Annotated in this window: 27 protein-coding genes and 3 tRNA genes; 11 read left to right on the forward strand and 19 right to left on the reverse strand. The window is 31.9% G+C overall.

The window, feature by feature from the left end:
- Position 1 precedes the first annotated feature (1 nt).
- Positions 2 to 1,447: an RtcB family protein gene (locus tag B3M86_RS11735; RefSeq protein ID WP_291076284.1), complete on the forward strand. Its 1,446-nt coding sequence runs from the start codon at positions 2 to 4 to the stop codon at positions 1,445 to 1,447.
- Between the two features lie 43 nt (positions 1,448 to 1,490).
- Here the strand turns inward: B3M86_RS11735 and hemF are convergent, their stop codons facing one another.
- Positions 1,491 to 2,393, reverse strand: a complete 903-nt coding sequence (gene hemF, locus B3M86_RS11740) for an oxygen-dependent coproporphyrinogen oxidase (RefSeq protein ID WP_115001274.1) — start codon at positions 2,391 to 2,393, stop codon at positions 1,491 to 1,493.
- A 57-nt stretch (positions 2,394 to 2,450) separates the two neighbouring features.
- Positions 2,451 to 2,891, reverse strand: a complete 441-nt coding sequence (locus B3M86_RS11745) for a hypothetical protein (protein WP_125349044.1) — start codon at positions 2,889 to 2,891, stop codon at positions 2,451 to 2,453.
- Positions 2,892 to 3,163: 272 nt separating this feature from the next.
- Here B3M86_RS11745 and B3M86_RS11750 point away from each other — a divergent pair, with 272 nt between their 5' ends.
- On the forward strand, positions 3,164 to 4,117 hold the full coding sequence (locus B3M86_RS11750) for an isopenicillin N synthase family dioxygenase (protein ID WP_125349043.1): 954 nt from the start codon (positions 3,164 to 3,166) through the stop codon (positions 4,115 to 4,117).
- A gap of 60 nt (positions 4,118 to 4,177) precedes the next feature.
- Here B3M86_RS11750 and B3M86_RS11755 read toward each other — a convergent pair whose 3' ends face one another.
- From B3M86_RS11755 to B3M86_RS11765, 3 genes are all read right to left on the reverse strand, one after another.
- The gene (locus B3M86_RS11755; RefSeq protein WP_115001277.1) at positions 4,178 to 4,624 is read right to left on the reverse strand and encodes a hypothetical protein; all 447 of its coding nucleotides are present in this window, start codon (positions 4,622 to 4,624) and stop codon (positions 4,178 to 4,180) included.
- 117 nt (positions 4,625 to 4,741) lie between these two features.
- Positions 4,742 to 5,314, reverse strand: coding sequence for a hypothetical protein (locus B3M86_RS11760; protein WP_125349041.1), 573 nt, complete (start codon positions 5,312 to 5,314; stop codon positions 4,742 to 4,744).
- Between the two features lie 463 nt (positions 5,315 to 5,777).
- Complete coding sequence (locus B3M86_RS11765) at positions 5,778 to 7,082, reverse strand: M28 family metallopeptidase (RefSeq protein WP_291076282.1); 1,305 nt, start codon at positions 7,080 to 7,082, stop codon at positions 5,778 to 5,780.
- Between the two features lie 191 nt (positions 7,083 to 7,273).
- On the opposite strand from B3M86_RS11765, the gene B3M86_RS11770 reads away from it, so the two are divergent.
- The 5 genes from B3M86_RS11770 to B3M86_RS11790 all read left to right on the forward strand — a co-directional run bounded on the left by B3M86_RS11770 (position 7,274) and on the right by B3M86_RS11790 (position 13,074).
- Positions 7,274 to 8,452 carry a thiolase family protein gene (locus B3M86_RS11770; RefSeq protein WP_291076280.1) on the forward strand — a complete coding sequence of 393 codons (1,179 nt, stop codon included), beginning with the start codon at positions 7,274 to 7,276 and terminating at the stop codon, positions 8,450 to 8,452.
- A 157-nt stretch (positions 8,453 to 8,609) separates the two neighbouring features.
- On the forward strand, positions 8,610 to 9,563 hold the full coding sequence (locus B3M86_RS11775; protein ID WP_038334644.1) for an acetyl-CoA carboxylase carboxyltransferase subunit alpha: 954 nt from the start codon (positions 8,610 to 8,612) through the stop codon (positions 9,561 to 9,563).
- A 99-nt stretch (positions 9,564 to 9,662) separates the two neighbouring features.
- On the forward strand, positions 9,663 to 11,222 hold the full coding sequence (gene dnaB, locus B3M86_RS11780; protein ID WP_115001280.1) for a replicative DNA helicase: 1,560 nt from the start codon (positions 9,663 to 9,665) through the stop codon (positions 11,220 to 11,222).
- A gap of 73 nt (positions 11,223 to 11,295) precedes the next feature.
- Positions 11,296 to 11,553 carry a hypothetical protein gene (locus B3M86_RS11785; protein ID WP_125349038.1) on the forward strand — a complete coding sequence of 86 codons (258 nt, stop codon included), beginning with the start codon at positions 11,296 to 11,298 and terminating at the stop codon, positions 11,551 to 11,553.
- A gap of 147 nt (positions 11,554 to 11,700) precedes the next feature.
- Positions 11,701 to 13,074 (forward strand): NAD-dependent succinate-semialdehyde dehydrogenase, encoded by a 1,374-nt coding sequence (locus B3M86_RS11790; protein WP_219034703.1) that lies wholly within the window; start codon positions 11,701 to 11,703, stop codon positions 13,072 to 13,074.
- A 61-nt stretch (positions 13,075 to 13,135) separates the two neighbouring features.
- Here B3M86_RS11790 and B3M86_RS11795 read toward each other — a convergent pair whose 3' ends face one another.
- Complete coding sequence (locus tag B3M86_RS11795) at positions 13,136 to 13,534, reverse strand: group III truncated hemoglobin (RefSeq protein ID WP_019975256.1); 399 nt, start codon at positions 13,532 to 13,534, stop codon at positions 13,136 to 13,138.
- A 94-nt stretch (positions 13,535 to 13,628) separates the two neighbouring features.
- Between B3M86_RS11795 and rbfA the strand changes: the two genes are divergently transcribed.
- The gene (gene rbfA, locus B3M86_RS11800; RefSeq protein ID WP_038334637.1) at positions 13,629 to 13,988 is read left to right on the forward strand and encodes a 30S ribosome-binding factor RbfA; all 360 of its coding nucleotides are present in this window, start codon (positions 13,629 to 13,631) and stop codon (positions 13,986 to 13,988) included.
- Entirely contained in the window at positions 13,988 to 15,172 is a 1,185-nt protein-coding gene (locus tag B3M86_RS11805) for an ABC transporter permease (protein ID WP_291076278.1), read from the forward strand. Before rbfA ends, B3M86_RS11805 begins: the two co-directional genes overlap by 1 nt.
- Positions 15,173 to 15,216: 44 nt before the next feature.
- Here the strand turns inward: B3M86_RS11805 and B3M86_RS11810 are convergent, their stop codons facing one another.
- From B3M86_RS11810 to guaA, 9 genes are all read right to left on the reverse strand, one after another.
- The gene (locus B3M86_RS11810; protein WP_286495803.1) at positions 15,217 to 17,043 is read right to left on the reverse strand and encodes a hypothetical protein; all 1,827 of its coding nucleotides are present in this window, start codon (positions 17,041 to 17,043) and stop codon (positions 15,217 to 15,219) included.
- An 8-nt stretch (positions 17,044 to 17,051) separates the two neighbouring features.
- Positions 17,052 to 17,609: a C40 family peptidase gene (locus B3M86_RS11815; RefSeq protein ID WP_038334631.1), complete on the reverse strand. Its 558-nt coding sequence runs from the start codon at positions 17,607 to 17,609 to the stop codon at positions 17,052 to 17,054.
- A 44-nt stretch (positions 17,610 to 17,653) separates the two neighbouring features.
- Positions 17,654 to 18,196 carry an RNA polymerase sigma factor gene (locus B3M86_RS11820; protein WP_038334626.1) on the reverse strand — a complete coding sequence of 181 codons (543 nt, stop codon included), beginning with the start codon at positions 18,194 to 18,196 and terminating at the stop codon, positions 17,654 to 17,656.
- A gap of 81 nt (positions 18,197 to 18,277) precedes the next feature.
- A tRNA-Gln gene (locus tag B3M86_RS11825) sits at positions 18,278 to 18,348 on the reverse strand.
- A 39-nt stretch (positions 18,349 to 18,387) separates the two neighbouring features.
- Positions 18,388 to 18,458 (reverse strand) — tRNA-Gln (locus B3M86_RS11830).
- Between the two features lie 92 nt (positions 18,459 to 18,550).
- Positions 18,551 to 18,621, reverse strand: a tRNA-Gln gene (locus B3M86_RS11835).
- A 145-nt stretch (positions 18,622 to 18,766) separates the two neighbouring features.
- The gene (locus B3M86_RS11840) at positions 18,767 to 19,939 is read right to left on the reverse strand and encodes a hypothetical protein (protein ID WP_286495801.1); all 1,173 of its coding nucleotides are present in this window, start codon (positions 19,937 to 19,939) and stop codon (positions 18,767 to 18,769) included.
- A gap of 74 nt (positions 19,940 to 20,013) precedes the next feature.
- Positions 20,014 to 20,583, reverse strand: a complete 570-nt coding sequence (xpt, locus tag B3M86_RS11845) for a xanthine phosphoribosyltransferase (protein ID WP_219034709.1) — start codon at positions 20,581 to 20,583, stop codon at positions 20,014 to 20,016.
- Positions 20,584 to 20,656: 73 nt separating this feature from the next.
- The gene (gene guaA, locus B3M86_RS11850; RefSeq protein WP_125349033.1) at positions 20,657 to 22,189 is read right to left on the reverse strand and encodes a glutamine-hydrolyzing GMP synthase; all 1,533 of its coding nucleotides are present in this window, start codon (positions 22,187 to 22,189) and stop codon (positions 20,657 to 20,659) included.
- Between the two features lie 168 nt (positions 22,190 to 22,357).
- Here guaA and B3M86_RS11855 point away from each other — a divergent pair, with 168 nt between their 5' ends.
- The gene (locus tag B3M86_RS11855) at positions 22,358 to 23,113 is read left to right on the forward strand and encodes a glycerophosphodiester phosphodiesterase (RefSeq protein WP_125349032.1); all 756 of its coding nucleotides are present in this window, start codon (positions 22,358 to 22,360) and stop codon (positions 23,111 to 23,113) included.
- A gap of 33 nt (positions 23,114 to 23,146) precedes the next feature.
- Positions 23,147 to 23,629, forward strand: a complete 483-nt coding sequence (locus B3M86_RS11860) for an N-acetyltransferase (protein ID WP_286495800.1) — start codon at positions 23,147 to 23,149, stop codon at positions 23,627 to 23,629.
- A 41-nt stretch (positions 23,630 to 23,670) separates the two neighbouring features.
- Here B3M86_RS11860 and mtgA read toward each other — a convergent pair whose 3' ends face one another.
- The 4 genes from mtgA to B3M86_RS11880 form a co-directional block, all read right to left on the reverse strand.
- On the reverse strand, positions 23,671 to 24,342 hold the full coding sequence (gene mtgA, locus B3M86_RS11865; RefSeq protein ID WP_291049037.1) for a monofunctional biosynthetic peptidoglycan transglycosylase: 672 nt from the start codon (positions 24,340 to 24,342) through the stop codon (positions 23,671 to 23,673).
- Between the two features lie 93 nt (positions 24,343 to 24,435).
- Entirely contained in the window at positions 24,436 to 24,951 is a 516-nt protein-coding gene (locus B3M86_RS11870) for a c-type cytochrome (protein WP_125349029.1), read from the reverse strand.
- A 111-nt stretch (positions 24,952 to 25,062) separates the two neighbouring features.
- On the reverse strand, positions 25,063 to 25,977 hold the full coding sequence (gene rlmF / locus B3M86_RS11875) for a 23S rRNA (adenine(1618)-N(6))-methyltransferase RlmF (protein WP_038332349.1): 915 nt from the start codon (positions 25,975 to 25,977) through the stop codon (positions 25,063 to 25,065).
- Between the two features lie 67 nt (positions 25,978 to 26,044).
- Positions 26,045 to 26,302 (reverse strand): chaperone modulator CbpM, encoded by a 258-nt coding sequence (locus B3M86_RS11880; protein ID WP_135834956.1) that lies wholly within the window; start codon positions 26,300 to 26,302, stop codon positions 26,045 to 26,047.

Genomic DNA, 26,302 nt, shown 5'->3' on the forward strand with positions numbered 1-26,302 from the left:
TATGAAAACAACCGAACAACAAAACAAACCAATTAATGGAATTGATTTGATTGCCTTGGGTTATCCTGAGAATGAAATTTTAGGAATTGCCTTAAAAATTAACCGAAAAAGAAATGGTTATACAAAAGCCGAAATGCTTGATAAATATGCGCAAGTTTTGTCTTCGCCACAAGATTTCTTAGAAGATAAAATTTTCAAAACGCTTGCAAATGGTTTTATCAATGGAATTCATTTACTTCAACAAGATGAAAACTTAATTGAATTGAATGAAAATCCGAACGATTTCAACATTTATGGTGCAAAAAATATTGAAGATGGTGCTTTAGAACAAATGAAAGTAGCCATGAAACTTCCTGTAACAGTTGCCGGCGCAATAATGCCAGATGCTCATCAAGGTTATGGTTTACCGATTGGCGGAGTTTTAGCAACAAAAAATGCAATTATTCCTTATGGTGTCGGCGTTGATATTGGATGTAGAATGGCTTTATCGATTTATGATTTACCTGCTTCTTATTATTTTAAGCATCATGATTCTTTAAAAAAAACTTTAATAAAAAACACAAAGTTTGGTGCAGGACATGGTTTTCATGGTCAATACAAAGCCGAACATCAGATTTTGGATGATGCAAAATTCGAAACAAATTCATTTATTCAAAATTTAAAAGATAAAGCGTGGTCGCAATTGGGTTCTTCTGGAGGAGGAAATCATTTTGTAGAATTTGGTCTGATTGATTTCAAAGAAGATGATAAGAAACTGAACATCAAAAAAGGTTCGTATTTAGCGTTATTAACGCATTCTGGATCGAGAGGTTTCGGTGCTACAATCGCTGGACATTATACAAAAATTGCAAAAGAAATTTGTAAACTTCCTTATAAAGCACAAAATTTAGCTTATTTGGATTTGGATTCTGCAGAAGGTCAAGAATATTGGATTACGATGAATTTGGCTGGTGAATATGCTTCGGCTTGTCACGAAATTATTCATCAAAAAATTAAAAAATCTATCGGTGCAGAAGTTTTAGCTAAAGTAGAAAATCATCATAATTTTGCTTGGAAAGAAATTTACAATGGCGAAGAAGTAATTGTTCATCGAAAAGGTGCAACACCAGCTTCTAAAGATGTGATGGGAATTATTCCAGGTTCAATGACTGCGCCAGGATTTTTGGTTCGCGGAAAAGGTGAAGAAAATTCTATTCATTCGGCTTCTCATGGTGCTGGTCGAAAGATGAGCCGAACACAAGCAATTAAATCATTATCACAAAACAAGATAAACGATTATTTGAATGATTTTGGAATTACACTAATTGGAGGCGGAAAAGATGAAGCGCCGATGGCGTATAAAGATATTCACGAAGTAATGGCTGCACAACAAGATCTGGTTGATGTTGTGGCTACTTTTACACCTAAAATGGTCAGAATGGCAGATGACGGATCGAGAGAAGATTAAAAAAATGCCTGAACAAATGTTCAGGCATTTTATATTTTATTGATTAAATCCAATCTTTTGGATGTTTCAAAACATCGACTAATTTATATTCTTCCGAACCTTCTTCTGGTTGGTGATTATAGTGCCATTGTACATGTTTTGGCAAACTCATCAAAATAGATTCTATTCGTCCATTTGTTTTCAAACCAAATAAAGTTCCTCTATCATGAATTAGATTAAATTCCACATAACGACCTCTTCTAATTTCTTGCCATTCCTTTTGTTCATCAGAAAATTCATCATTTTTGTGCTTTTCAACAATCGGAATATACGCTTCTAAAAATGAGTTTCCTACTTCCGTTACAAAATCATACCATTGTTCAACTGTTTTTTCTGAAGTTGGTTTCAAGTAATCAAAAAACAAACCTCCTATTCCACGGGCTTCTTCACGATGAGTATTCCAAAAATATTTATCACATTCCTCTTTATACTTCGGATAAAAAGCCACATCATGCGCATCACAACTTTTTTTACAGATTGTATGCCAATGCATCACATCTTCTTCATCCAAATAATACGGTGTTAAATCTTGACCTCCTCCAAACCATTGATCGACAATATTTCCATCTTTATCATACATTTCGAAATATCTCCAATTCGCATGAGTCGTCGGAATATGTGGACTTGTTGGATGAATAACCAAACTCAATCCACAAGCAAAAAATTTACCTGACGAAACATTTAACGCTTTTTGCATTGTTTCTGGTAATTCTCCATAAACTTTTGAAATATTAACGCCAGCTTTCTCAAAAACAGCTCCGTCAGTTAAAACACATGAAAGACCTCCGCCGCCTTCTTCGCGTTCCCAACTATCTCTTAAAAATTTAGCTTTACCATCAACTTGTTCAAGTTTAGTAATAATTTTATTTTGTAAGTCTTGTATATATTGAAAAAATTGATCTTTCATCATAAATATTTTTGCAAATATAGAATGATTGATAACGATTAGAAAGAAGATTAATAATTAACTTCTCACAAATGCATATTGAAATGGAACTTTTATAGTGGTTTTTATAAATTTCCCTTCATTATTCTTTGCTGGAATAATTTTATATTTACCTCCTTTAATTCTCTCATTTAATCTAAATAAAGACTTTTCTAAGATATCTTTCGTATCCTCACTTCCTTCAAAATCAGAAATAGAAATTACACCATTTTCATCAAAAGTAAAATTGAATTCAGCTTTAAGAAGATAATTTGTAATTAAGTTTCTCGACCTTAATTCCGTACTTACCATTTTATAAAAATCTTTTCTAAAATTTTGTTTAAAACATTTATTCAACTCCTCATTTCCCTTCTGTTCAACTTTTTTACAACTTAGATATATCAAAGGAGTTTTTATAGACTCTTGTGAAAACAACATTATGCTAATACAAACAAAAAATACAAATAAATATTTCTTCATATTCTTAAAATTAATTCATATTATTTAAAACAACTATTATTAATAACTATTTATAATGTAATTTTAATAAATTATATTTATCAAGATAGAAATTATCAAAACCTATGTTTAAAATCATATTTTACTTATAATTAATATTTTAAACAATTAGAACCATTTAAACGACTTAGTTTTGCATCAAACCAACAGTTGATTAAAAAAGTTATTAACAATATTATTCACAAAAGAAATCTTTCTATACCTTTGCAGAAGAAATTTTATAAAAAATATAAATGTCACAAAACGGAATTCCATCGGTTAATTTAGCAGACTTTTTATCTGATGATCCTGCAAGAAAACAAAAATTTGTCAACGAAATTGGTAAAGCATACGAAGAAATAGGATTCGTTGCTTTGAAAGGACATTTTTTATCTGACGAATTAGTTGAAAATTTATATAAAAGCGTTCGCGAATTTTACGCTTTACCTACAGAAACAAAACAAAGTTATGTAGTTGAAGGAATTGGTGGTCAACGCGGTTATACAGCTTTCGGTAACGAACATGCAAAAGGTAGAACCGTTGGTGACTTGAAAGAATTTTGGCATTTTGGACAGTATTTATCTGAAGAAGATAAAGCGAAATACAACTATCCAGAAAATGTTGATGTAAATGAAGTTCCAGGTTTTAACACTTATGGTGAAGAAACATACAAACAATTAGAAAAAACAGGAGTTTACGTTTTACGTGCTTTGGCTTTATTCTTAGGTTTAGACGAGTTTTACTTTGATGATAAAGTAAAAAACGGAAACTCTATTTTGAGAGCAATTCACTATCCTCCTATCACAGAAGAGCCTAAAGATGCAGTTCGTGCTGGTGCCCACGGTGATATTAACCTGATTACATTGTTAATGGGAGCGCAAGGTCGTGGATTACAAGTGCAACGTCACGATGGAACTTGGGTTGATGCTATTGCTGCTGACGACGAATTGGTGATTAATGTTGGTGATATGTTATCTCGTCACACAAACAACAGATTAAAATCAACAATTCACCAAGTGGTTAATCCAGAGAAAGAATTATGGGGAACATCTCGTTTTTCTATTCCATTCTTTATGCATCCAGTTTCTGAAATGGATTTATCTGTTTTAGAAGATTGTGTAACAGAAGAAAATCCAAAACAATTTGAAGATATTACAGCTGGAGATTTCTTGACTCAGCGTTTAAGAGAAATTGGTTTAATTAAATAAGCCATATTTAATCTATTATTTCATAAAAAAGAGAGTTGATTTTGTCAACTCTCTTTTCATTTACATGCCTCTTACATACATGTTGTAGTTAAAAATATCCAAACACAACAAAGTGTATTTATAATCATTTTTATTGATATTCACTTCCAAAACTGGATCCGAATTATAAAATCTAATTTTTAGATTATCATTCTTATCCAATAATAAATAAATAGAGGAAATCGTTGGACGAATATCATTCATCCAATTTTTTAAAGATTCTTTTGAATCTTTAATCAACTCAAATTTTTGAAAATATTCGTGAAAAAAATTCTCTAAACGTTGCACTTGTGTCAAACGATCCAATTCACGATATAAATCGATAAAAACGCATAATTTTTCGCGCTTTGGACAAACACATGGATATGGATGTTCTCCATTATAAAGCCATCTTTGCCACTTTTTACAAGACGTTTGTTCTATTGCTTTCTCAAATTCATCTTCGTATTTTAAAAGCCACCAATTCATACGGCAAATCCGTAAATTGCCTTTTGATAACTGCAAAAGCTCGTCTATATAAGCGCTAACGTTTAACATCAATTAAAAATTTGAGTCTTGCTAATTTACAACTTTTCTGATTGAATTTTAATGTTTTAATAATAATTTTTCAAATTTTAGAATCTTAAATTGCTCATCAAACAAAACGTTATAAAAGAACATTTTTTCCTTCATCGTTTTATTTTTCATTTGCACATTTCGAACTGGAATTAAGACGTTAAATTGAAATTCTCTATCCTTCTCAAAATGATTAACAGCCGCATAATAAATCAAATTGTACCACGAATCGATTGGTGCATAAATCCCATAAAAGTCAGGATATAACGCATCTGCTTCATCTTTGTAAACATTGGTAATCGAATAATTATCAATCTCAAATTTCGAAACGCATTTATAGGTTGTTAATTTAGAACAAATTGAAGTGTCTTGTAGATATTTCGCCGAATCTAATTTCAGCCCAAATTCGTCCATTTTATAATCTTCAAACTTATTAATCGTAGGATCTACCACAATTTTTTTGTTCGGAAATTCTAAACTTTGTTTTTGGATATCTTGTAAAATAGTATCGTAAATTTTTGTTCGAATTTGATTTGGGTTAACATTTTGCGCATCAACAAATAACACAATATGTAAGGAAAAAACCAATAAAAAAAGTCTCATTTTGGCGTTTTGGTTTAAAATTTGTTTAAATTTATGAAGTCTTTACGATTCAAAAATCAAATTTAGTTGAAAAGATTTCAAATCTTATCATTTCATCATATTTTCGTAAACAAATAGTTAAAAAGGTGTTAAAGTACGCTTTCATACAATTACACTTTAACTATTATTGTTTATTTTTAACAAATTAATACAAAGTTTAATATCCGACAACAAACGTTTATTATAAATATTCTCTATAACTATTATAAATAAAATCTTTTACAATTTTTCCAAACAAGACATAAAAGTTAGACATTTGCAGTGTCAAATAATTTATTCATAGATAGTAAGACAAAGAGTAACAACGAGTATAACGAAATTGATTTATGAAGTTTGGAATTACTCGCACTCTTTTTACTTTTTAGAGTTTTTTATAGTAGTTTAGGTTGGTTAGTAATCCGTTCACTTTGAACGGATTATTTTTTTATAGCTTATCAATAAAAGCTTTCAACAAATTATATACTTTTTCAGAGGAACTCAAATCCAAACTTTCAGCTGTATCATTGGGATCATGATAAAAACCTTTTCCTCCTAATGTGTAAATAAAAAACGACGGAACACCTTTCAAATAAAACGGACAATGATCGGAATTACACGATTCTCCTCGAATTTTAACTTCTTTTAGGTATTTATTTGTTTGATTGAATTCAACTAATTTTTCAAATTGATTTTTAAAAACTTTACCATTCACAACTTGAATTCCTTGATCGCCCGCTCCCATAATATCTAAATTGACTAAAAATTTGATTTGATTCAATGGAAAAAGAGGATGATTAACATAATAATCTGCGCCTAAAATCCCCGCTTCTTCACCTGCAAAAGCCATAAAAACTGTTCTATAATTAGGCTGATGTTTTGAATAATACTTCATCAGCGCCATCATCATTGCAGTTCCGCTCGCATTATCACTCGCTCCAGGAAAAATAGTTTGTCCAACTTTCCCTAAATGATCATAATGAGCAGAAATCACAATTACGCTATCATTGTTCTTTCCGTCAATGTAACCAATTATATTATTTGCTTCGAATGAATTATTTAACTCTGAATCAATAGAATAATCGTTTATTTTTAAATTTTTAGAATAAAAGTTATCTGAAATAATAAACTCTGAAATCGAAGATTGTCTTTGACTTAGACTCGACGTTAATTTATCTAAAGTAAATCTAAAAATCGCACGATTTTGATTCTCATCTTTCTCATAAATATTCGCCCATTGTTTGTAATATTTCTGAATAGAATCTACAGAAGTCACTAAAGACGGCAAAATAATATGTTTTCCTTTTTGCGATTCATCATCTTTTATAATAAAATCTCTCGTTTTATCTTTCGATTGAAATGATTCGATATAGGCTTTTGTATCAAAAAAATAAAAAGGTAAATTGATTTTTGAAATTGATTTAGAACTTGGTTTTACGATAAAATCTGTTCCATATTTCAATTCTTTTCCATTAATTTTTAGTTTTGCATCTTTGATAATATTAATTGGAAAAGTAAACGTTTGATTATAGTGATTAGAAAAAGATTTCAATCCATTTTTTTGAAATTCGTTTTGTAAATAAATTCCAGCATATGTCATTCCATTTTCTACATAACCTCTACCAGCAAACGAATTTGATGTAAGTGAATCTAAAATTGTTTTAAAATATTTTTGATCAAAGGTTTGTGCATTTCCAATTGCAATTGCAAAACATGAAATCAAACCAAATAATATCATTTTTATCTTCAGCATTTTAATCATTTTATACTTAAAAAATATTCTATTCTAAGATAATTATCATTTTAACAAAAAAAATCAATTATCTGTATTAAGTCAATAACAAATTTAAAAAATCTTTAAAAAGTAGATCAAATTAATACTACTATAAATTTTATATCTTGCATTATTAAGTTATCATAATAAAAACAACAAATCACAATTAAATGAAAGAAGTCGTAATAGTTTCAGCTGTTCGTACAGCAATGGGATCTTTTTTGGGAAGTTTATCTAACGTTCCAGCTACAGATTTAGGCGCAACAGCTATTAAAGGAGCTTTAGATAAAATCAACTTAGATGGATCTTTGGTTGATGAAGTATATATGGGAAATGTATTGCAAGCTGGTGAAGGACAAGCGCCTGCTAAGCAAGCAATGATAAAAGCAGGTTTACCAAATACGATTCCTGCAACAACGGTAAACAAAGTTTGTGCCTCTGGTATGAAAGCTGTAATGTTTGCTACACAAGCAATTCGTTTAGGTGACGCAGATGTTGTTGTTGCTGGAGGAATGGAAAACATGTCGATGGTTCCTTTTTATTCGCCAAATGCAAGAACTGGAAATAAATATGGAAATACTGTTTTGTTAGATGGAATTGTGAACGATGGTTTACAAGATTACTACAGCAAAGAAATGATGGGACTTTTTGGAGATACTTGTGCTGCTGAGTTCAATATTTCTCGCGAAGAGCAAGATGAATTTGCGATTAATTCTTACAAAAAATCTGCTGCTGCTTGGGCTGATGGGAAATTTGACAACGAAGTTGTTCCTGTAGAAATTCCTCAACGCAAAGGAGAACCAGTTATTTTTAAAGAAGACGAAGAATATAAAAATGTAAACTTTGATAAAGTTCCAGGTTTGCGCGCTGTTTTCTCTAAAGACGGAACTGTAACTGCTGCAAATGCTTCTACAATTAATGATGGAGCTTCTGCTTTAGTATTAATGTCTTTAGATAAAGCAAACGAATTAGGATTAAAACCTCTTGCAAAAGTTATTGCTTATGCTGATGCTTCTCAAGAACCTTCAAAATTTACAACTGCACCAGCTAAAGCGGTTGAAAAATTATTGAAAAAAGCAAATATGACAGCTGCTGATGTTGATTTCTGGGAATTTAACGAAGCGTTTTCAGTTGTTGGAATTGCAAATACTAAATTATTAAACCTTGATGCTTCTAAAGTCAATGTAAATGGTGGTGCGGTTTCTATTGGTCATCCACTTGGAAATTCTGGATCAAGAATTTTGGTTACATTATTAAATGTTTTAGAGCAAAACGGAGGAAAAATTGGTGGTGCAGCTATCTGTAATGGTGGCGGTGGAGCATCTGCAATGATTATCGAAAAAATCTAATTTTAGATCAAATACACGATGAAAGCGTCTAATCTGTAGACGCTTTTTTATCTTTTGAAATTAAAATACTTGTAAAAAATCTGAAAAACATTCGACATTTATTATAATTGGCTTAAAAACCTTTTCTATATTTGTTGGATTGAACAAACACTTTTGTATGGAATATTTAGAATTTGAACAACCTATCAAAGATTTAGAAGAACAGTTACAAAGCTGTCAAATCGTCGGCGAAGGAAGCGGTGTTAACATCAAACAGGCTTGCGTTGAAATTGAAATTGCAATTGAAAATAAAAAGAAGGAAATCTATGGTAATTTAACGCCATGGCAACGTGTACAATTGTCTCGTCATCCTTCTCGCCCTTATACTTTAGACTACGCTTACGCGATCACAGATAACACGTTTATCGAAATTCACGGAGATAGAACTTTTGCTGATGATAAAGCAATGGTTGGTGGTATGGGAAAAATCAATGGTCAAACTTTTATGATTATTGGTCAACAAAAAGGGAAAAATACCAAAGAAAGACAATATCGTCGTTTCGGAATGTCTAATCCAGATGGTTACCGCAAAGCTTTACGTTTGATGAAGTTAGCAGAAAAGTTTAATATTCCTGTCTTGACTTTAGTCGACACTCCTGGTGCATATCCTGGTTTAGAAGCTGAAGAAAGAGGTCAAGGTGAAGCTATCGCTAAAAACATCTACGAAATGTTGAAACTTACAGTTCCTATCATTACAATTGTAATTGGTGAAGGAGCTTCAGGTGGAGCATTAGGAATTGGAGTTGGGAACAAAGTTTTCATGTTAGAAAACACTTGGTATTCTGTAATTTCACCAGAAAACTGTTCTACAATTTTATGGAGAAGTTGGGATTACAAAGAGCAAGCTGCTTCGCAAATGAAATTAACTGGTCCTGATATGTTAGAATTAGGATTAATTGAAGACATCATTCAAGAACCGCTTGGTGGAGCACACTACAAACCAGAAGTTGCGTACACAAACTTGAAAAATAAAGTTTTAGACACTTACAACGAATTGAAAAAACTTTCTCCAAAAGAATTACAACAACAACGTCAAGAACGTTACATCAAATTCGGAGAATTTTCAGGATAAAATATTGTTTTACAATAATACTTATTGTAGAATATACAATTTTAAAACGAGATATAAAATTAGTTATATCTCGTTTTTTTATTTAATTTTGAAACTCTTATGGAACAAGCAAATTATAATCCCGAAATACCAGCTAACAAGCACAATGTCATTGGTTTAGAGAAAGGTAAACTTCCTCCACAAGCTGTTGATTTAGAGCAAGCTGTACTTGGTGCGATGATGATTGATAAAAAAGGGTTGGATGAAGTCATTGACATTCTTACACCGCAAGTTTTTTATCGTCCAGAGCATCAAGCGATTTATGCTGTCATTCAAAAATTATTTAACGATTCAGAACCTATTGATTTATTAACGGTTTCGAATGAGTTGAAAAGTGAAGGCAAATTAGATCGTGTTGGCGGTGATTATTATTTGATTCAATTAACGCAAAAAGTTTCTTCTTCTGCACACGTGGAGTATTATGCTCGTGTCATTCAAGAAAAATATATTCTTCGTCGTTTAATTGAAATTTCGAATCAAGTCATTGAAAAATCATACGATGATACTGCCGATGTATTTGATTTACTGGATTATTCTGAATCGAAATTATTCGAAATTACAGAAGGTGGAATCAAGCGTAGTTATTCGGAAGCAAGAGATTTAGTTACAGAAGCGATTGACAAAATTAAAGCCCAATCTACCAAAGAAGGAATGTCTGGTTTATCTTCTGGATTTACAGAAATTGATAAAATTACTTCGGGTTGGCAAGAATCGGATTTGATTATCTTAGCCGCTCGTCCTGGTATGGGGAAAACCGCTTTTATCCTTTCGATGGCGAAAAATATGACGGTGGACAAAAATATTCCAGTTGCTGTTTTTTCATTAGAGATGTCTTCTGTTCAGTTGATTACGCGTATGATTTCGGGTGAAACTGGAATTTCGGGTGAAAAATTGCGTAAAGCAAAATTAGCCGATCACGAATGGAAACAATTATATACAAAAGTAAAAGGTCTTGAAAATGCACCGCTTTACATTGACGATACGCCTGCCCTTTCTATCTTCGATTTAAGAGCAAAAGCGCGTCGTTTGGTTTCTCAACATGGTGTAAAAATGATTTTGATTGACTACTTACAGTTAATGACTGCTGGTGGAAAAGCAAATGGAAACCGTGAGCAAGAAATTTCGATGATTTCGCGCTCCTTAAAAGCAATCGCAAAAGAGTTAAGTATTCCTGTTATTGCACTTTCGCAGTTATCTCGTTCGGTAGAAACTCGTGGAGGAAGCAAGCGTCCATTATTATCGGATTTACGTGAATCTGGAGCGATTGAGCAAGATGCCGATATCGTTTCGTTTATTTATCGTCCCGAATATTATAAATTAGAATATTGGGATGATGAAAGTGAACCTTGCGCTGGTCAAGCCGAATTTATCATTGCTAAACACCGTAATGGTGCGTTAGAAAATGTGCGTCTACGATTCATTAATGAGCAAGCTAAATTTACCGATTTAGAAACTTCATTTGGTGGAGATTTCGAAATTCAAAGCTCGATGAATGATGGTTCTCAAGAAATGGGAAGTGCAATGAATTTATCTGCTATCGATCCTTCTGATGCTTTTGGAGATTTCGGCGGAGAATTCACAAGTTCGATGAACAACGACGACGATAATTTACCGTTTTAAAAGAATGATTTTATTTTGAACGAATTGTTCTATTAAGATTTGATAATTTTAATCAATCATAAATATTTACTTTATGAAAAAGAATCTAGAATTTATTGCAGAACTTTATGGTTGGATTCAAATCTTTATATCACCCTTTATTATTGGCTTCATAATTGGATTGTTGATTTATTTTCAAAATAAATCAATTTCTAATTTAATTATTGGTTCTATCTTCATTCTAACAGGATTAATATTAGGAATTATTTTAGCAAATAAAAAAATGAAAAGTAAAAACGGAACAATTTGGTTTTTATCACGAACAAATTCAGCAACTGATTTAGATAAATAATCATTCTTCTAATTTCTATTGTTCATTTATACTTACTTTATTGTTCAAACCTTCTAAAATCTCATCAACTATCAGTTTTATTTATCCTAAAAGTTTTGTTAGGAACGAGAATTGCTACAACTTTGTATACATTAAATAAAGAGTGAAATGGCAAGTTCAATCAGAACATTAAATCCTGCTACAGGTAAAATCGAAAAAGAATTTCAAGCCTACACAAGCGAAGAAATCAATCAATATATAGACGACGCAAACGAATTATATCAAACATGGCGATTCGAATCTTTCGAAGAAAGAAAAGCTGTAATGAAACGTGTCGCAAACGAAATGCGTAAGCAAAAAGCTCGATTAGCTGCTTTGATTACAACAGAAATGGGAAAACCATTGTATGAAAGTGAAATCGAAATTGATTATAGTGCAAATATCATCGAATATTACGCTGATAATGCAGAAGAATTCTTGGCAAATGTTCCTATACAAACAGAAAAAGGTGACGCTTATGTGGTTTCAGAACCTATTGGTGTGTTATTAGGTGTCATGCCTTGGAACTTTCCTTTTTCTCAAATTGCACGTTTTGCTGGGCCTCACATTATGGCTGGTAACACAGTTGTTTTGAAAACGGCTTCTAATATTCCGCAATGTGGAATCGCTTTCGAAGAAATGTTTACTGCTGCTGGCGCTCCAAAAGGTTTGTACAAAAACTTATTGATGTCAGGAAAAGACACAGATTCGATTATTAATAATCCAAAAATTGTTGGTGTATCTTTAACTGGTTCAGAAGCTGCTGGTGCAGAGGTTGCAAGTATCGCTGGTAAAAATGTAAAACCTTCGGTTTTAGAACTTGGTGGTTCTGATCCAATGATCGTTTTGAATGATGCGGATATCGAAAAAGTGATGAACGGAACCATTAACGGTCGTTTACGTAATGCTGGACAAGCTTGTACTTCTTCGAAACGTATTATAGTACAAGAAGGTATTTACGATGAATATTTGAAAAAAATTACGGACTATATAAACGGAATGAAAGTTGGCGACCCTACACATGCTGACACCAATATGGGACCTGTAAGTTCGGAAAGCGCGTTAGAAAAATTATTGGATCAAATTAATGATTCAGCTAATAAAGGAGCAACAATTGTTTCAGGAGGAAAACGTATTGATCGTGATGGGTTCTTTTTACAACCAACAATTTTAACAGATTTAAAACCTGGAATGAAGGCCTATGACGAAGAAGTTTTTGGACCTGTAGTTTGTATTTGGAAAGTGAAGGATGTAGAAGAAGCAATCAAAATTGCGAATGATACGCCTTACGGATTAGGTGCTTCTATTTATACAGAAGATGTTCCGAATGCGGAGAAAATCGCTCGTAGAATAGATTCGGGAATGGTTTACGTAAACAAACAAGTTTCTTCAAGCCCAGATTTACCTTTCGGTGGTGTGAAACATTCGGGTTACGGACGCGAACTTTCTAAAGCTGGAATTATGGAGTTTATCAATAAAAAATTAATCATGATTGCGAAATAATTTTTCAATCATTAATCAAATTATACAAAAAAAATGCAACTTTTATGAAGCTGCATTTTTTTTATTGAATAAACCCTTGTTTTTGTTCCATTTGGTCAATTTTGAAAAGAATTAAATCACGCATAATTTTTGCTCTATTTTTTGCTTCATTTGCTATTTCTCCTTCAAATTTTTCGTCAATTATTCCGTACCACAATTCAATCCAACGCTCGAAATGATGCGGTTTTAATTTCTCTTTCTGACTCAAAACCAAATGTGTTCGCATTGGCCAACCTTCAAAAGTTGCTTTTCCTAATAAAACAGTTTCCCAAAACTGAATCATATGCGGCAAATGTTCGTCCCAATTTACCTTTGCAACTTCCGAAAAAAAGTAACCAATGACATCATCTTTTTGCACTTTATCGTAAAACGTATTTACCAATAAAGCAACATCTTCTGAAGTTTCGATATCTTTTTTCATTAAAACAAATTTACAAAGAACTTAATTCAATTCATCAATGTTTTTAATCACGAAAAAATGCAGTAATTTTACAGTCTCATAAAAATGAATAAAATTGGATAGCAATAGACAACAAAAAGTAAGTAAATTATTTCAAGAAGAATTAGCAGAAGCTTTTAGAAAATGGGCTGTAAAGGAATTCCCTGGAAATTTGATTAGTGTTACAGAAGTAAAAGTAACACCAGATTTGAGCGTTTCTAAAATCTATGTAAGTATTTTTCCAAGTACTCAAAAAGACGAAATTTTCAAAGAAATTAGAGTTAATACACCATTATTTAGAGGAATTTTATCAAAAAGTGCTTCTAAACAAATGCGTATTACACCAGAATTAATTTTCATTTTAGATAATTCGTTAGACGAAATGGATAAAATCGACAAAGCGCTAAGAGGAGAAGGAAATAATCCAATCTTATAATGAGAAACATTTCACTTTACATTGCGAAACGCTACATTTTTTCGAAAACGAATACAAACGCCGTAAACATTATTACATCGATTGCTGTTGGTGCTATTCTGGTTGCTACAGCGGCTTTATTTATTATTTTATCCGTTTTTTCGGGATTAGAAAAAATGAATTTAAAGTATTATAGCAATGTAAATCCTGAAATTAAAATATCACCTTCGAAAGGAAAAGTATTGGACAGTTTAACTTTTGTTGTGGATCAATTGAAGCAACAAAAAGATGTCAAAGCTTTTTCTAAAATCATCGAAGAAAAAGTCTACATCGATTACAAAGGAAAGCAAGATATTGCCTATTTGAAAGGTGTTGACGAAAATTTCACCAAAATTACACGTTTAGATACGGTAATTTATGGTGGACAATATTTAGACTTTAATCGCGATGATAATTTTATTGTTTCGAATGGAATTGCAGAGCGTTTGCAACTTTATATCGATCCGATAACGCCAGCAGATTTGATGATGCCAAAAGCTGGAACAGGTCTAATAAAACAAGAAAGCGATGCTTTTACACGCAAAGATGCGTACAGTGTTGGCGTGTTTATTTTGAACGAACAATACGACAAACACATATTTACAACTTTAGGTTTGGCGCAAGAATTATTGTTGTTAAACGAAAATCAATGTTATTCGATTGAGGTAAAAACGACTGGAAAAAAATCGTTTAACGAAGTAAAAATTCAACTTCAAAAAATATTAGGTTCTTATTATAAAATCGAAACCAGACAAGATTTAGATTCAGCTTTCTTAAAAGTAATGAATATGGAAAATTTAATCAGTTACTTGATTTTTACGTTAGTCATTATCATTGCATGTTTCAATTTGGCAGGAACAATTATTATCTTGATTTTGGATAAAAAGAAAGAAATTCAGACGATGTATAGTTTTGGATTATCACGAAAAAACATTCGTAATATTTTCTTTCAAACTGGTTTTATTATCACCCTTATCGCGATGACAACAGGTTTATTAATCGCCTCTGTTATTGGATTATTACAAATAGATTTTGGTTTGGTTATGGCTTCGCCAACTGTTCCATTTCCATTTATCTTTTCTGTCGAAAATTTTGTTGCAGTTATTGTAACTGTTTTAGGTTTGGGAAGCTTAGTTTCGTGGATCGTTTCCAGACAAGTGAAATAAAAAATATTAAGACATAAAAAAAGCTTNNAAGCTTTTTTTATGTCTTAATCCCACCTATTCCAACGAATGTAATTTGGTTTTGAAAAGTCAAAATCCATCATTTGAAAATCTCTATTATCCAATAAATTTGTCTTGATTAGATTATCGCCTTGTCCAGGAATTGATGGATAATACGACAATGAAAAACGAATATTGTTGAACACAAAATAATCATTTGTCAACATCACACCCAAACTAAAACGCGAATAAATTGGGTTATTATTCAGTATAAATTTTTTGTTATCTCCAATTGCCGCAACCATCGCATTGAAAAAAGGCGAAATACGAAATCCTAAAAACTCGTAAGGCGTATAGGATTGCAATTGATACTCGAACATTAATTTCTGTTGACCTGTTAAGCCTCTATCCGATTTGAAACCTGCCATTCCCAAATAATCATGTTCATGAAGCGAAAGTTGATCCGCAGGAGAATCTAAACGATCATGTCCCAAAAGATAATTAGTTTTCATGAAGTTTCTGAACTTCCATTTTCCCCAATTTATCAACTTTGCCATATATTGTAATTCTACAGACAGCGTTTTTTGTTCAAATTTTCCTTTATTAAAAAATCCTCCAAACTCAACTCCAAATCCCCAAAAACCGGTATTTAAAAAACCTCCAGCAGAAGCTTTTCCGCCAAGATAATAACGATCAGTTTGACGAATATTTTGAATTCCTCCTATAATGCCCAATGATTTCCCTATCGCAATATCTTCTTCAATATCATAATTGAAAATATATTTTGTTTTGATATATCGTTTTGAAGAAATTCCTATCCCTACTAAATAATTCGTTTGGTCAGAAAAAAAGTTCACAGGATCGTTTTCTGGAGTTGGTGTTTCGGTATAAGATCGATCATAAAATCGCCCTGAAACAATAAAATTGGTAATATTTTCTGAATGACCATCATCAATTCTAAACGCTCTTGCCAACCAATAATCTTGGTAATTATATTTGAAATGATTATCAACCAAAATAGGTTTTTCGAAATCTAATGAATCTTTAAAATACACTTGTCCAACCGAAACTCCACCTGCATAATGTGCTAATGGCGAATAAAAAGGTCGTACAAAACTGATTGATTTTGTATAATGATTATCTTCATTTTTGAAATAACGTACATTCCCAATAATTCGAGTTTGAGCAATATTTGGAACCGTATAATTAAATTGATATAACGAATTTCCTGTTTTGTAATTGTGACGGTAACGATTATCAAACACATGTCCTAAACCTAAAAAATTTCGCTCTCTAATGCGAATTCCAGCTTTTGAACTCGAAACCGAACCTGTAATAAACATACTCCAAGAGTCAATTGAATTGACATATAAATCAACCGAATCATTCCCGACAGCTTCTTCCTTAATCTCTACTCGACGAATAGAACGATTGGTACGTATTAAACGCTCAGATTCAGCTGCTTTTACAGAATCATATTTATCTCCTAGTTTCAGCAACATATTTTGACGCAACACAAATTGCTTAGATTTCCCGTGTAGTGTATTTCCAGTTCTTTCAATCCATTTTGTCGGTTTTCTTGTCGTGTCCTGCAAAGAATATCCGAAAGGGTCTTGTGTTTTGTAGTAAATATTTCGAATAATTTTTCCTTGATATTTTCCATCACCTACATTATTATTGGGCTGAATAGGAAAACTCGTTGGTTTTTTCTTGAATAATAATTTTTGGTAAAACTTTCTAAACTTAGAATGATTTTTATTCTCAATTCTAACTGTATCAATTTTGACACTATCTTCTTGAGCATTAACAACTATGGATAAACTAAAAAATAGTAATCCAAAAAAAGTTAATAATATAGTTCTTTTTTTAAGCACACGTCAAGTTATAAAAGTCTAACCGCTTTTACAAATCTAGTTTTCCAATAATTTTCATCAAGGGAAGAAATGATGACACCTTTCGAAGTTGAAGAATGTACAAAACTGATTGATCCGTCATGATTAATACTTTCTACAATACCTACATGAGAGATTGAATTTCCTGAAGTATTAAAAAATATTAAATCACCTATTTTAACATTTTCGATTGTAATTTCTTTTCCATATTCAGCTTGATCACTCGAACGACGAGGCAATTCTAAATTCATTTCCTTGAAACTTACATAAACCAGTCCCGAACAATCGAAACCTGTTTTCGTAACTCCACCATATTTGTAAGGTGTTCCTAAGTAAGATTTTGCCGTTTTTAGAATTTTATTTATATCACGAGGCGCACTATCATCAGCATTTTTAGAACGAAAAACCTCTGTAGATTCGTTTTTTTTGGAAGAAGTATAAACTTTTTTAGAACCAGTTTTCTTATACGAAGTTACTTTACTACTTCCACAAGACGTCAAGAATAAACTTGCGATAATAATTGTTGTAAGGTATATGTGCTTCTTCATTTTCGATCCAGTTTTCTTCAACAAATTTTCAACGAATAAATTTACTAAATATTATCTTGCATCACCTCTGTTAACAATTGTTTGGCTCTTAAAAGACGAACTTTAACATTTGGTAAGGTCAAATTGAGTTCTTCAGCAATCTCTTTGTATGTTTTATCTTCGATATAACGCAATTCTATAATTTTTTGATAAGGTTCTCTCAATTTTGCAATAGCTTTTATCAGCGTGTCATTATCTTGTTTTAAAATCAAATGTTCTTCTGGCGAAGGATGATCTTCTAAAATTTCTAAAAAATTGGTTTCATCATCAAGAGAAATATTCAGTTTTGGAGATCTTCTGATATGATCAATCATCGTATTATGTGCGATAGAAATTACCCAAGTCGTAAAGTCAAAATCTTCGTTATATAATTTCAATTTTGTAAAAACCTTCGTAAACGTTTCTATAGCGATATCTTCGGCTTCTTCTTCGTTTCTAATCTTAGAAAATACATAATGATAAACTTTGTTCCACAAAACCTCTATCACTGCGTTCTGAGCATTTCGTTTCCCTTTTTTAGCTTCTAAAATTATGTCCTCTAATGTCATTTACTAAATCAATTATGATAAATATAACAAAATATATAGTATAAAAAAAGCTTCAATAAAAATATTGAAGCTTAAAATCTGTAGACCCACAGGGATTCGAACCCCAACTAGCGGCACCAAAAACCGATGTGCTACCGTTACACCATGGGTCTGTCCATGATTATTATGTTAAAATTGAAAAGAAAAAATTGTAGACCCACAGGGATTCGAACCCCAACTAGCGGCACCAAAAACCGATGTGCTACCGTTACACCATGGGTCTGACTAAATTTTATTTCAATTTTTGCAACTTTTCTCTTAACTAGGTTAGATAAAAATGCCTCAACAATTGCTTATCGAGGCATAAGACTTTTGTAGACCCACAGGGATTCGAACCCCAACTAGCGGCACCAAAAACCGATGTGCTACCGTTACACCATGGGTCTATGTCTTAATTGCTGTGCAAATATAGAAAGGTTTTTTAATTCACCAAAACTAATTTTACAAGTTTTTAGCTAAAACAGACGTTTTATGTGATAAGCTATTGAAAATGAATTTTAAAAAATGATTAAATTTTTTACATTTTTTTTATCAAAGCTTCATACGGATGATTTCGTTCTTGAATTTACGTTTCAAATCTTGCCCACAATCAAAAATCATTTGCTCATTTGATGGAAATGGAGCTGGTCTTCTACCAATCATATTTATATAATCTCGATCCAAAGAACGTCGATCACCTTTGTAAGTTCCGTAAGAATCTCTAAAAATAAACTGACTTGCTAAATTTTTAGAATCGATGGCTTGCTCTTTTTGATTATCGATCAAATAATATTTTGCCGTAATTGCAGCTTCCTTGATGCGTTGTACTTCTTCAAAACGACTTTTTACTGTAATATAACGATCTACCATCACGGGTTTTCCGTCTTTATCTTTTACCACTACTCCATTTTGCACCAATTCTTCTTTACCATCAACAATTTTTTTCTCAAAATTATGCACCTCAATTTTTTCTCGTTCAGGTGAAACATTTATCGTCTCAAAACTTAATTGAATTACATAATCATAAGAACTATTTAATTTTCCCGTGTAAAATTCAGTCCAATTAGAATCCAATCCATACGAATTAAAATCTAACAAATCTTTCTCTAATAGTTTAGGAATAACAACTTCTGTGTTGTTCACCAATTGTACCAAAACTTTATACATTCCGTTTGTACGAGCCGTATTCATCAAACTACGAGTATCTTTATAATTTGAATAAACACTTTCTAAAACTTGAAACTTTTGATAAGCCGTTTGTGCATTCAGTTTTCCTCCTTGATTTAGAAAAGATTTTCCTTCATCGTACAAAAATTGCGCATACTTTTCTTGAATCGTTTTATAAGCTACTGAATAATCTTTTGTTTTGAAATTATACGTTTTCCCGCTAATCGATCTTCCATCAATTCCAGCAATCGTTTTTTGTCTTTCTTGCAAACGATTAATAATTTGATACGCTTCCTGATATTTAGAAGGATTAGTCAACGTTTCGATTTGTTTCAATCTATTTTCATCTTCTTGCTGTCCTTTGTTATAAGCTTCAAAAATTAATGGAACATATTTGATTCCATTTTTCTCCGATGGATTTTTGAAATAAGCTTGCGTAGATTGTTCAAAAGCTTGCTGAAAATTACCAGAAACCAATGCTGAATTCGCCGATTTGTACGAATTACAATTTGTAAAGAATAGTAAAGAGAGCGTTAAGGCAAGTAATTTTATTTTCATATTATCAAGGTAAGTTTTTTGTTTTTTAAAAGTAAAAAGAAAGCCAATATAAATTGGCTTTTGGTTGATATTTTTTATTCTTCAAAAATAATTGAGTTGTCTCCCAAAGATTTTAATCTTACTAAAGATTCAACTCTGATATTTTCATTCAATAAGCGATCGCGTCCTTCTTGAAATGATTTCTCAATTATAAAGCCCATTCCCAAAAGGTTTGCGCCAGATTGTTTAATCAAATTTTCAACACCCAACGCTGCATTTCCATTCGCTAAAAAATCATCAATAAAAATAACATGATCATTTTCATTCAAAAATTGACTACTTACGCAAACATCGTACGTTCGGTCTTTCGTGAATGAATACACTTGCGACGCATAAAAATCTGTCATTGTTTTAGGCTTTGCTTTCTTCACAAAAACAACAGGCAAATTCAATTCTAATCCAACCATAATCGCTGGAGCAATGCCGCTTGCTTCGATTGTAATGATTTTATTAATGTTTAAATCCGAAAATCGCTGGACAAATTCCGACGCAATTGCTTTCATCAGAACAGGATCCATTTGGTGGTTGATAAAACTATCAACTTTTAGAATTCCACCATCGAAACTTTTTCCATCCTTCAGAATTCTTTCTTTTAAAAGTTCCATTTAATATTTAGTTTTTTAAAGTTTACATAGAAAAAAAGCCAGCACATTGGCTGGCTTTGATATATTTTTCAGCTTATTCCCACTCGATAGTTGCTGGTGGTTTTGAGCTGATATCGTAAGCTACACGGTTAATTCCTTTTACCTCATTGATAATTCTATTCGAAACTAATTCTAAGAATTCGTAAGGTAATTTTGACCACGTTGCTGTCATAAAATCGATCGTATTTGCAGAACGAACAACCGCCGTATATTCGTACGTACGCTCGTCTCCCATTACTCCAACAGATTTTACAGGTAATAAAACCACGAAAGCTTGAGAAACTTCGTCGTATAAATTATGTGCATAAAGCTCGTCAATAAAAATTTGATCTGCTTCTTGTAAAATACGTACTTTTTCTTCGTCTACTTCACCTAAAACACGGATTCCTAAACCTGGTCCTGGGAAAGGATGGCGGTAAACTAATTCACGAGGAATACCTAATTCTACTCCAACTTTACGTACTTCATCTTTGAATAATTCGCGTAATGGTTCTAATAATTGAAGTTTCATATCTTCTGGTAATCCACCAACATTGTGGTGAGATTTAATAGTTGCAGAAGGTCCTTTTACAGATTGCGATTCGATTACATCAGGATAAATAGTTCCTTGCGCTAAGAATGCTGCATCTTCAAATTTATTTGATTCTTCATCAAAAACAGCCACGAAATCTTTACCAATTGATTTACGTTTTGCTTCTGGTTCATCGATACCTTTCAAGTTTGTTAAGAAACGTTCTGAAGCATCTACCATTTTGATGTTCATGTTGAAGTGCTTTCCGTAATTTTCCATTACTTTTTTCCCTTCATCTTTTCTCAATAAACCAGTATCAACAAAAATACACGTTAATTGATCGCCAATTGCACGATGAATTAAAACCGCTGCAACAGAAGAATCAACACCTCCTGAAAGTCCTAAAATCACTTTTTTATCACCAACTACTTCTTTTATACGAGCAATTTCTGTTTCGATAAAATCTTTTAAAACCCAATTCTTTTCAGCCTGACAAATATTGAAAACAAAGTTTTCTAACATTGTTGAACCATATTCTGAATGTGTAACTTCTGGGTGAAATTGTACCGCAAAAATCTTTTTATCTTCGTTTGCGATTGCCGCAATATCTATATTTGATTTTCCTGAAATTGTAAATCCTATTGGCGCTGTCATCACTTCATCGAAGTGACTCATCCAAACTGTAGATTGTTCTGGAACTCCTGCGAATAAACTGTTTTGAGCTAAAACTGTTAATTCAGATTTTCCATATTCTCCTTTTTCTCCTTTCTTAACTTCTCCACCTAATAAATGCGAAATCAATTGCATTCCATAGCAAATTCCTAAAACAGGAACGCCCATTTCGAATAATTCTTTTTCTACCAAAGCGGCTTCATCTCCAAAAACTGAAGAAGGTCCTCCTGATAAAATAATTCCTTTTGGATTGTGTTTTTTGATTTCTTCGATCGAAGTGTTGTAGGGAATAATTTCTGTATAAACTCCAAATTCTCGAATTCGGCGCGCGATTAATTGATTGTATTGCGAGCCAAAATCTAAAATAATAATTCCTTGCGTCATTGTGTTTGTCTTTGTGCAAAATTAAGTGAAATTCGGCGCAATCACAATTTTATTCACGTCATTTTTCATTCTTTTAGGTAGATTTTTATAGTTTTCCAAGAACTTAATATTTTCATAACTTTAAAACCGATTAATCGAAATAATTTTACCTTGAAAAAACAATTCATCATGAAAAAAATTATATTTACTGCCTTAACAACCTTTATGCTTACAAACATGGCAAATGCTCAAAAAATTATTGCTCATCGTGGTTATTGGGACACCGAAAACAACGCAAAAAATTCGATTAAATCATTAAAATCTGCACAAGAAATTGGTGCTTATGGTTCTGAATTTGATGTATTAATTAGTGCTGATGATGTTTTGATGGTGAATCATGATGATCATTACCAAGGTCATACAATCGAAACTACAAATTCTTCTCTTTTAAAAACGTTGAAATTGGCTAACAACGAAAACATGCCAACTTTAGAAGAATATTTTGAACAAGGAAAAAAGAATAAGAATGTCAAATTAATTTTCGAATTAAAACCTCACTCATCAAAAGAAAATGAAGATCGTGCAGTAAAAAAAGCGATTGAAATCATCAAAAAACATAAAGTAGAAAAACAAGTTGAAATCATTTCATTTAGTAAAAATATTTGTGATGAATTTAAGAAATTAGCACCAAAATTTCACGTTTCTTATTTAGCCGGAGATTTGTCTCCTCAAGAAGTAAAAGAGAGAAATTGGAATGGAATTGATTATCATTACAGCATTTTTCAGAAAAATCCTACTTGGGTGAAAGAAGCGAAAAACTTGGGATTATTGGTTAATGTTTGGACAGTTAACGACCCAAAAGTGATGCAAGAAATGATCGATATGAAAGCTGATTATATTACAACTGACAAACCTTTGATTTTAAAAGAAATTTTGACTAAATAAATTAGTATATTTAGCGGAATAAGAAATCATTTTATGCCTCAACTTAATTCATTCGAAATCTATTCATTTACAACATTGAACCAAATTCATAAAGAGTATATTTTTAAAATTTGGAACAACGAATATCCTATTAATTTGGCTTTTGAGAGTTTACAGGACACCGAAAATTATTTGAATAGTTTGATTGAAGCGAAACATTTTTTTGCTGTAGATGAAAACAATCAAATGCGAGCTTGGGCGGTTATTTTTGAAAGAGATTATGAAAAATGGTTTGCAATAATTGTGGATAGCGAGTTGCATCAAATTGGTTTGGGACGTAAAATTCTTAATCGATTAAAAACATTTTCGACAGAACTAAATGGTTGGGTAATCGACCATGAAAAAGATACAAAAGCGAATGGAGAGCCTTATTGTTCTCCGTTGGCTTTTTACATGAAAAATGATTTCAATTTACTTCCTGAAATTCGTTTGGAATTAGAGAAAATTTCTGCGGTTAAAATTAATTGGAGAGAGTAATAAAACAAAAAAGAGAAGCTTATTAACTTCTCTTTTCTATTTTATTCTCCTAAAACCTTTTCCAAATCAGTGCTTCCTTGTATATTTCGCATTTGTCGCTCTATATGACTAGCGCGTCTACTGATAAAAGACGAAGGCGGATTCACATTATATTTTCGTGGCAATGGCAAAGCTGCTGCAATTCGAGCCGCTTCATTTTTGGTTAAATCTTTAGCTGGTTTATTAAAATAATATTCTGAAGCTGCTTCAACTCCAAAAACACCAATTCCCATTTCTGAAGTGTTCAAATACATTTCTAAAATACGTTGTTTGCCCCAAATTTTTTCGATCATAAACGTAAAATAAACTTCCAATCCTTTTCTCAACCAAGAACGACCTTGCCACAAAAACACATTTTTCGCTACTTGTTGAGAAATCGTAGAACCTCCACGAAGTTTTTTCCCTTCTTTATTTTTTTCGATCGCTTCTTGTATTCCATCCATATCAAATCCATTGTGTACAGGAAACTTTTGATCTTCGGAACCAATTACAGCCAATTTTATATTTCGTCCCATTTCTTCATAGGAAATATAATCGCGCTTAAATTTTCCTTGTTCAAAACCTTGCTGAACTTGCGTAATCGTGAACGGCGGATTAATCCACTTTAACACAACAATGTATACAAGATGAGCTACAAAAAGATAAATTACAACCTTACGAATAAATTTAAACATTTTATTTCTTTAAATTATGAAAGCAAAGTTATACGATTTATTGAATTTTGAAAATAAAAAAAGCTCCAAAAATGGAGCTTATATTTCTATTCTTTATTTTTTCTCAACTTTCGTTGAACCAGATGTGGGAGCTAATTTTTCTTTTGCAACATCTTTCACGTTTTTTAACTCAGCGTTTACAGGCTCAATCAATGATTTTGTAGGACTTTCATTTCCTCTGTGACACATTACACATGTTACAACATTGATCATTTCAGGATTTTTTGCATTTTCCCAATTGAAATTTTTCGCGTTAATATCACGTGTCATTACAATCATATGACGTGCAAATTCCTTTTCTTTTTTTGCATCACTTGCAAAATCCATCTTTTTCGTATCTGGATTTTCGGCGTGGCAAAAATTACATTTCACTCCTAAAGCAGCGTTGTATCCGCGCATCAAACCTTTCAAACTATCTTCCGAAATGTTTTGTGGTAACACTTTTAGATTTTTCCATTCTGAACTTGAAATTGCTTTTCCTGTGTCAATTTGACGAGAAGTCGTAAACGAAAAAATACTAAACATCAACGCTACAACTACCAAAGAAACCATTATTCTATTTGTTTTCATTTGTAATAATTTTGTTTATAAAAGGTAAAACAAATCTTAAACTGAATAAACCCTTCAGAAAAATTTGGAATAATTTTAAATAAAACCTTTAATGAATTAAAAATAAATCAATTAAAATCTCCAAACTAGTAAACGCGAAATTTTATTCCCTTGTTGCATATTTACAATTCGGTAATCTCTTACTTTTTCACGTTTCAAAATACCTTCCAAAATTCGAACATTTTCTTTCTTAGAAACCAATGTTGTAAACCATTTTACTTGATGTTTATAATCCGCACTTTCTTTTATCATTTTCGTGATAAACAGACGCTCTCCTCCTCTACACCAAAGCTCAGAATTATTCCCACCAAAGTTTTGAATTGGTTTTTGATCAGATTTTTGACCTAAGTTTTTCAGTTTACGCATTGTTTGCTCCATCACTTCTTGATTCGATCTAAAAAATGGAGGATTACAAATTGTAATATCAAATTTTTCGCCTTGTTTGATGATTTTTTTGAAAATATTGTTTGGATTAAATTGCATTCTAATCTCAACTTTGTTACGTAATCGAGCATTTTTCTTGACAATTTCTTCCGCATTTTTGAAAGAAGCATAATCCAACTCTGCGCCAACAAAGTTCCAGTCGTATTCGTAATTTCCAATAATCGGATAAATACAATTCGCTCCAACACCAACATCCAAGACTTTTACATCTTTTCCACGCGGAATTACACCATCAAAACTTTCACCCAAAATATCGGCAACATAATGAATATAATCGGCGCGACCAGGAATTGGTGGACACAAATTATCTTTTGGCAATTCCCAATAATCAATATCATAATATGTTTTCAACAACGCTTTATTCAACGCTTTTACAGCTTCTCTATCCGAGAAATTAATCGTTGGTTCGTTCTCTTTATTGGGTTTGATATATTTGGAAAGTGGGGAATAAATCGCACACAATTTTTCGAAATTATAAGGCGCTAAATGACGATTGCGCGAATGTAATTTTTTTAATTTACTCTTCTTTTCGGGAGTATTCATACAAAAATATTTATGCAAAAATAAGACAACCTTTGCAGTTTTCTGCAAAGGTTGTTTTTGAATTCGTTTATTTTAATTGTTTTTGTAGCGTTTCGATTTGTTTCAAAAGATGATGAATCACTTCTAAACCTTCTATATTAACGCCCAAATTATAATGAAATTCAATAAATCGTTCGATTAATTTCAAATCATTTTCTTCGATAAAATATTCTTGGTTACGCTCGTGCAAAACAACCAAATCATTTTTATACAAATCAATCACAAATTGAGGTTCAATCTGATGATATTTACTAAACTGAATAACAGATATCGTTACATTTTTCAT

The sequence above is a fragment of the Empedobacter sp. UBA6305 genome (assembly GCF_002440405.1).
Lineage (GTDB): Bacteria > Bacteroidota > Bacteroidia > Flavobacteriales > Weeksellaceae > Empedobacter > Empedobacter falsenii_B.

What these genes read in the sequence shown, in the direction of transcription:
- B3M86_RS11735 (WP_291076284.1), top strand. Translation starts at nt 2, where the DNA reads ATGAAAACAACCGAACAACAAAACAAACCAATTAATGGAATTGATTTG.
- hemF (WP_115001274.1), bottom strand. Translation starts at nt 2,393, where the DNA reads ATGAAAGATCAATTTTTTCAATATATACAAGACTTACAAAATAAAATT.
- B3M86_RS11745 (WP_125349044.1), bottom strand. Translation starts at nt 2,891, where the DNA reads ATGAAGAAATATTTATTTGTATTTTTTGTTTGTATTAGCATAATGTTG.
- B3M86_RS11750 (WP_125349043.1), top strand. Translation starts at nt 3,164, where the DNA reads ATGTCACAAAACGGAATTCCATCGGTTAATTTAGCAGACTTTTTATCT.
- B3M86_RS11755 (WP_115001277.1), bottom strand. Translation starts at nt 4,624, where the DNA reads ATGAATTGGTGGCTTTTAAAATACGAAGATGAATTTGAGAAAGCAATA.
- B3M86_RS11760 (WP_125349041.1), bottom strand. Translation starts at nt 5,314, where the DNA reads ATGAGACTTTTTTTATTGGTTTTTTCCTTACATATTGTGTTATTTGTT.
- B3M86_RS11765 (WP_291076282.1), bottom strand. Translation starts at nt 7,082, where the DNA reads ATGCTGAAGATAAAAATGATATTATTTGGTTTGATTTCATGTTTTGCA.
- B3M86_RS11770 (WP_291076280.1), top strand. Translation starts at nt 7,274, where the DNA reads ATGAAAGAAGTCGTAATAGTTTCAGCTGTTCGTACAGCAATGGGATCT.
- B3M86_RS11775 (WP_038334644.1), top strand. Translation starts at nt 8,610, where the DNA reads ATGGAATATTTAGAATTTGAACAACCTATCAAAGATTTAGAAGAACAG.
- dnaB (WP_115001280.1), top strand. Translation starts at nt 9,663, where the DNA reads ATGGAACAAGCAAATTATAATCCCGAAATACCAGCTAACAAGCACAAT.
- B3M86_RS11785 (WP_125349038.1), top strand. Translation starts at nt 11,296, where the DNA reads ATGAAAAAGAATCTAGAATTTATTGCAGAACTTTATGGTTGGATTCAA.
- B3M86_RS11790 (WP_219034703.1), top strand. Translation starts at nt 11,701, where the DNA reads ATGGCAAGTTCAATCAGAACATTAAATCCTGCTACAGGTAAAATCGAA.
- B3M86_RS11795 (WP_019975256.1), bottom strand. Translation starts at nt 13,534, where the DNA reads ATGAAAAAAGATATCGAAACTTCAGAAGATGTTGCTTTATTGGTAAAT.
- B3M86_RS11805 (WP_291076278.1), top strand. Translation starts at nt 13,988, where the DNA reads ATGAGAAACATTTCACTTTACATTGCGAAACGCTACATTTTTTCGAAA.
- B3M86_RS11815 (WP_038334631.1), bottom strand. Translation starts at nt 17,609, where the DNA reads ATGAAGAAGCACATATACCTTACAACAATTATTATCGCAAGTTTATTC.
- B3M86_RS11820 (WP_038334626.1), bottom strand. Translation starts at nt 18,196, where the DNA reads ATGACATTAGAGGACATAATTTTAGAAGCTAAAAAAGGGAAACGAAAT.
- B3M86_RS11840 (WP_286495801.1), bottom strand. Translation starts at nt 19,939, where the DNA reads ATGAAAATAAAATTACTTGCCTTAACGCTCTCTTTACTATTCTTTACA.
- xpt (WP_219034709.1), bottom strand. Translation starts at nt 20,583, where the DNA reads ATGGAACTTTTAAAAGAAAGAATTCTGAAGGATGGAAAAAGTTTCGAT.
- guaA (WP_125349033.1), bottom strand. Translation starts at nt 22,189, where the DNA reads ATGACGCAAGGAATTATTATTTTAGATTTTGGCTCGCAATACAATCAA.
- B3M86_RS11855 (WP_125349032.1), top strand. Translation starts at nt 22,358, where the DNA reads ATGAAAAAAATTATATTTACTGCCTTAACAACCTTTATGCTTACAAAC.
- B3M86_RS11860 (WP_286495800.1), top strand. Translation starts at nt 23,147, where the DNA reads ATGCCTCAACTTAATTCATTCGAAATCTATTCATTTACAACATTGAAC.
- mtgA (WP_291049037.1), bottom strand. Translation starts at nt 24,342, where the DNA reads ATGTTTAAATTTATTCGTAAGGTTGTAATTTATCTTTTTGTAGCTCAT.
- B3M86_RS11870 (WP_125349029.1), bottom strand. Translation starts at nt 24,951, where the DNA reads ATGAAAACAAATAGAATAATGGTTTCTTTGGTAGTTGTAGCGTTGATG.
- rlmF (WP_038332349.1), bottom strand. Translation starts at nt 25,977, where the DNA reads ATGAATACTCCCGAAAAGAAGAGTAAATTAAAAAAATTACATTCGCGC.
- B3M86_RS11880 (WP_135834956.1), bottom strand. Translation starts at nt 26,302, where the DNA reads ATGAAAAATGTAACGATATCTGTTATTCAGTTTAGTAAATATCATCAG.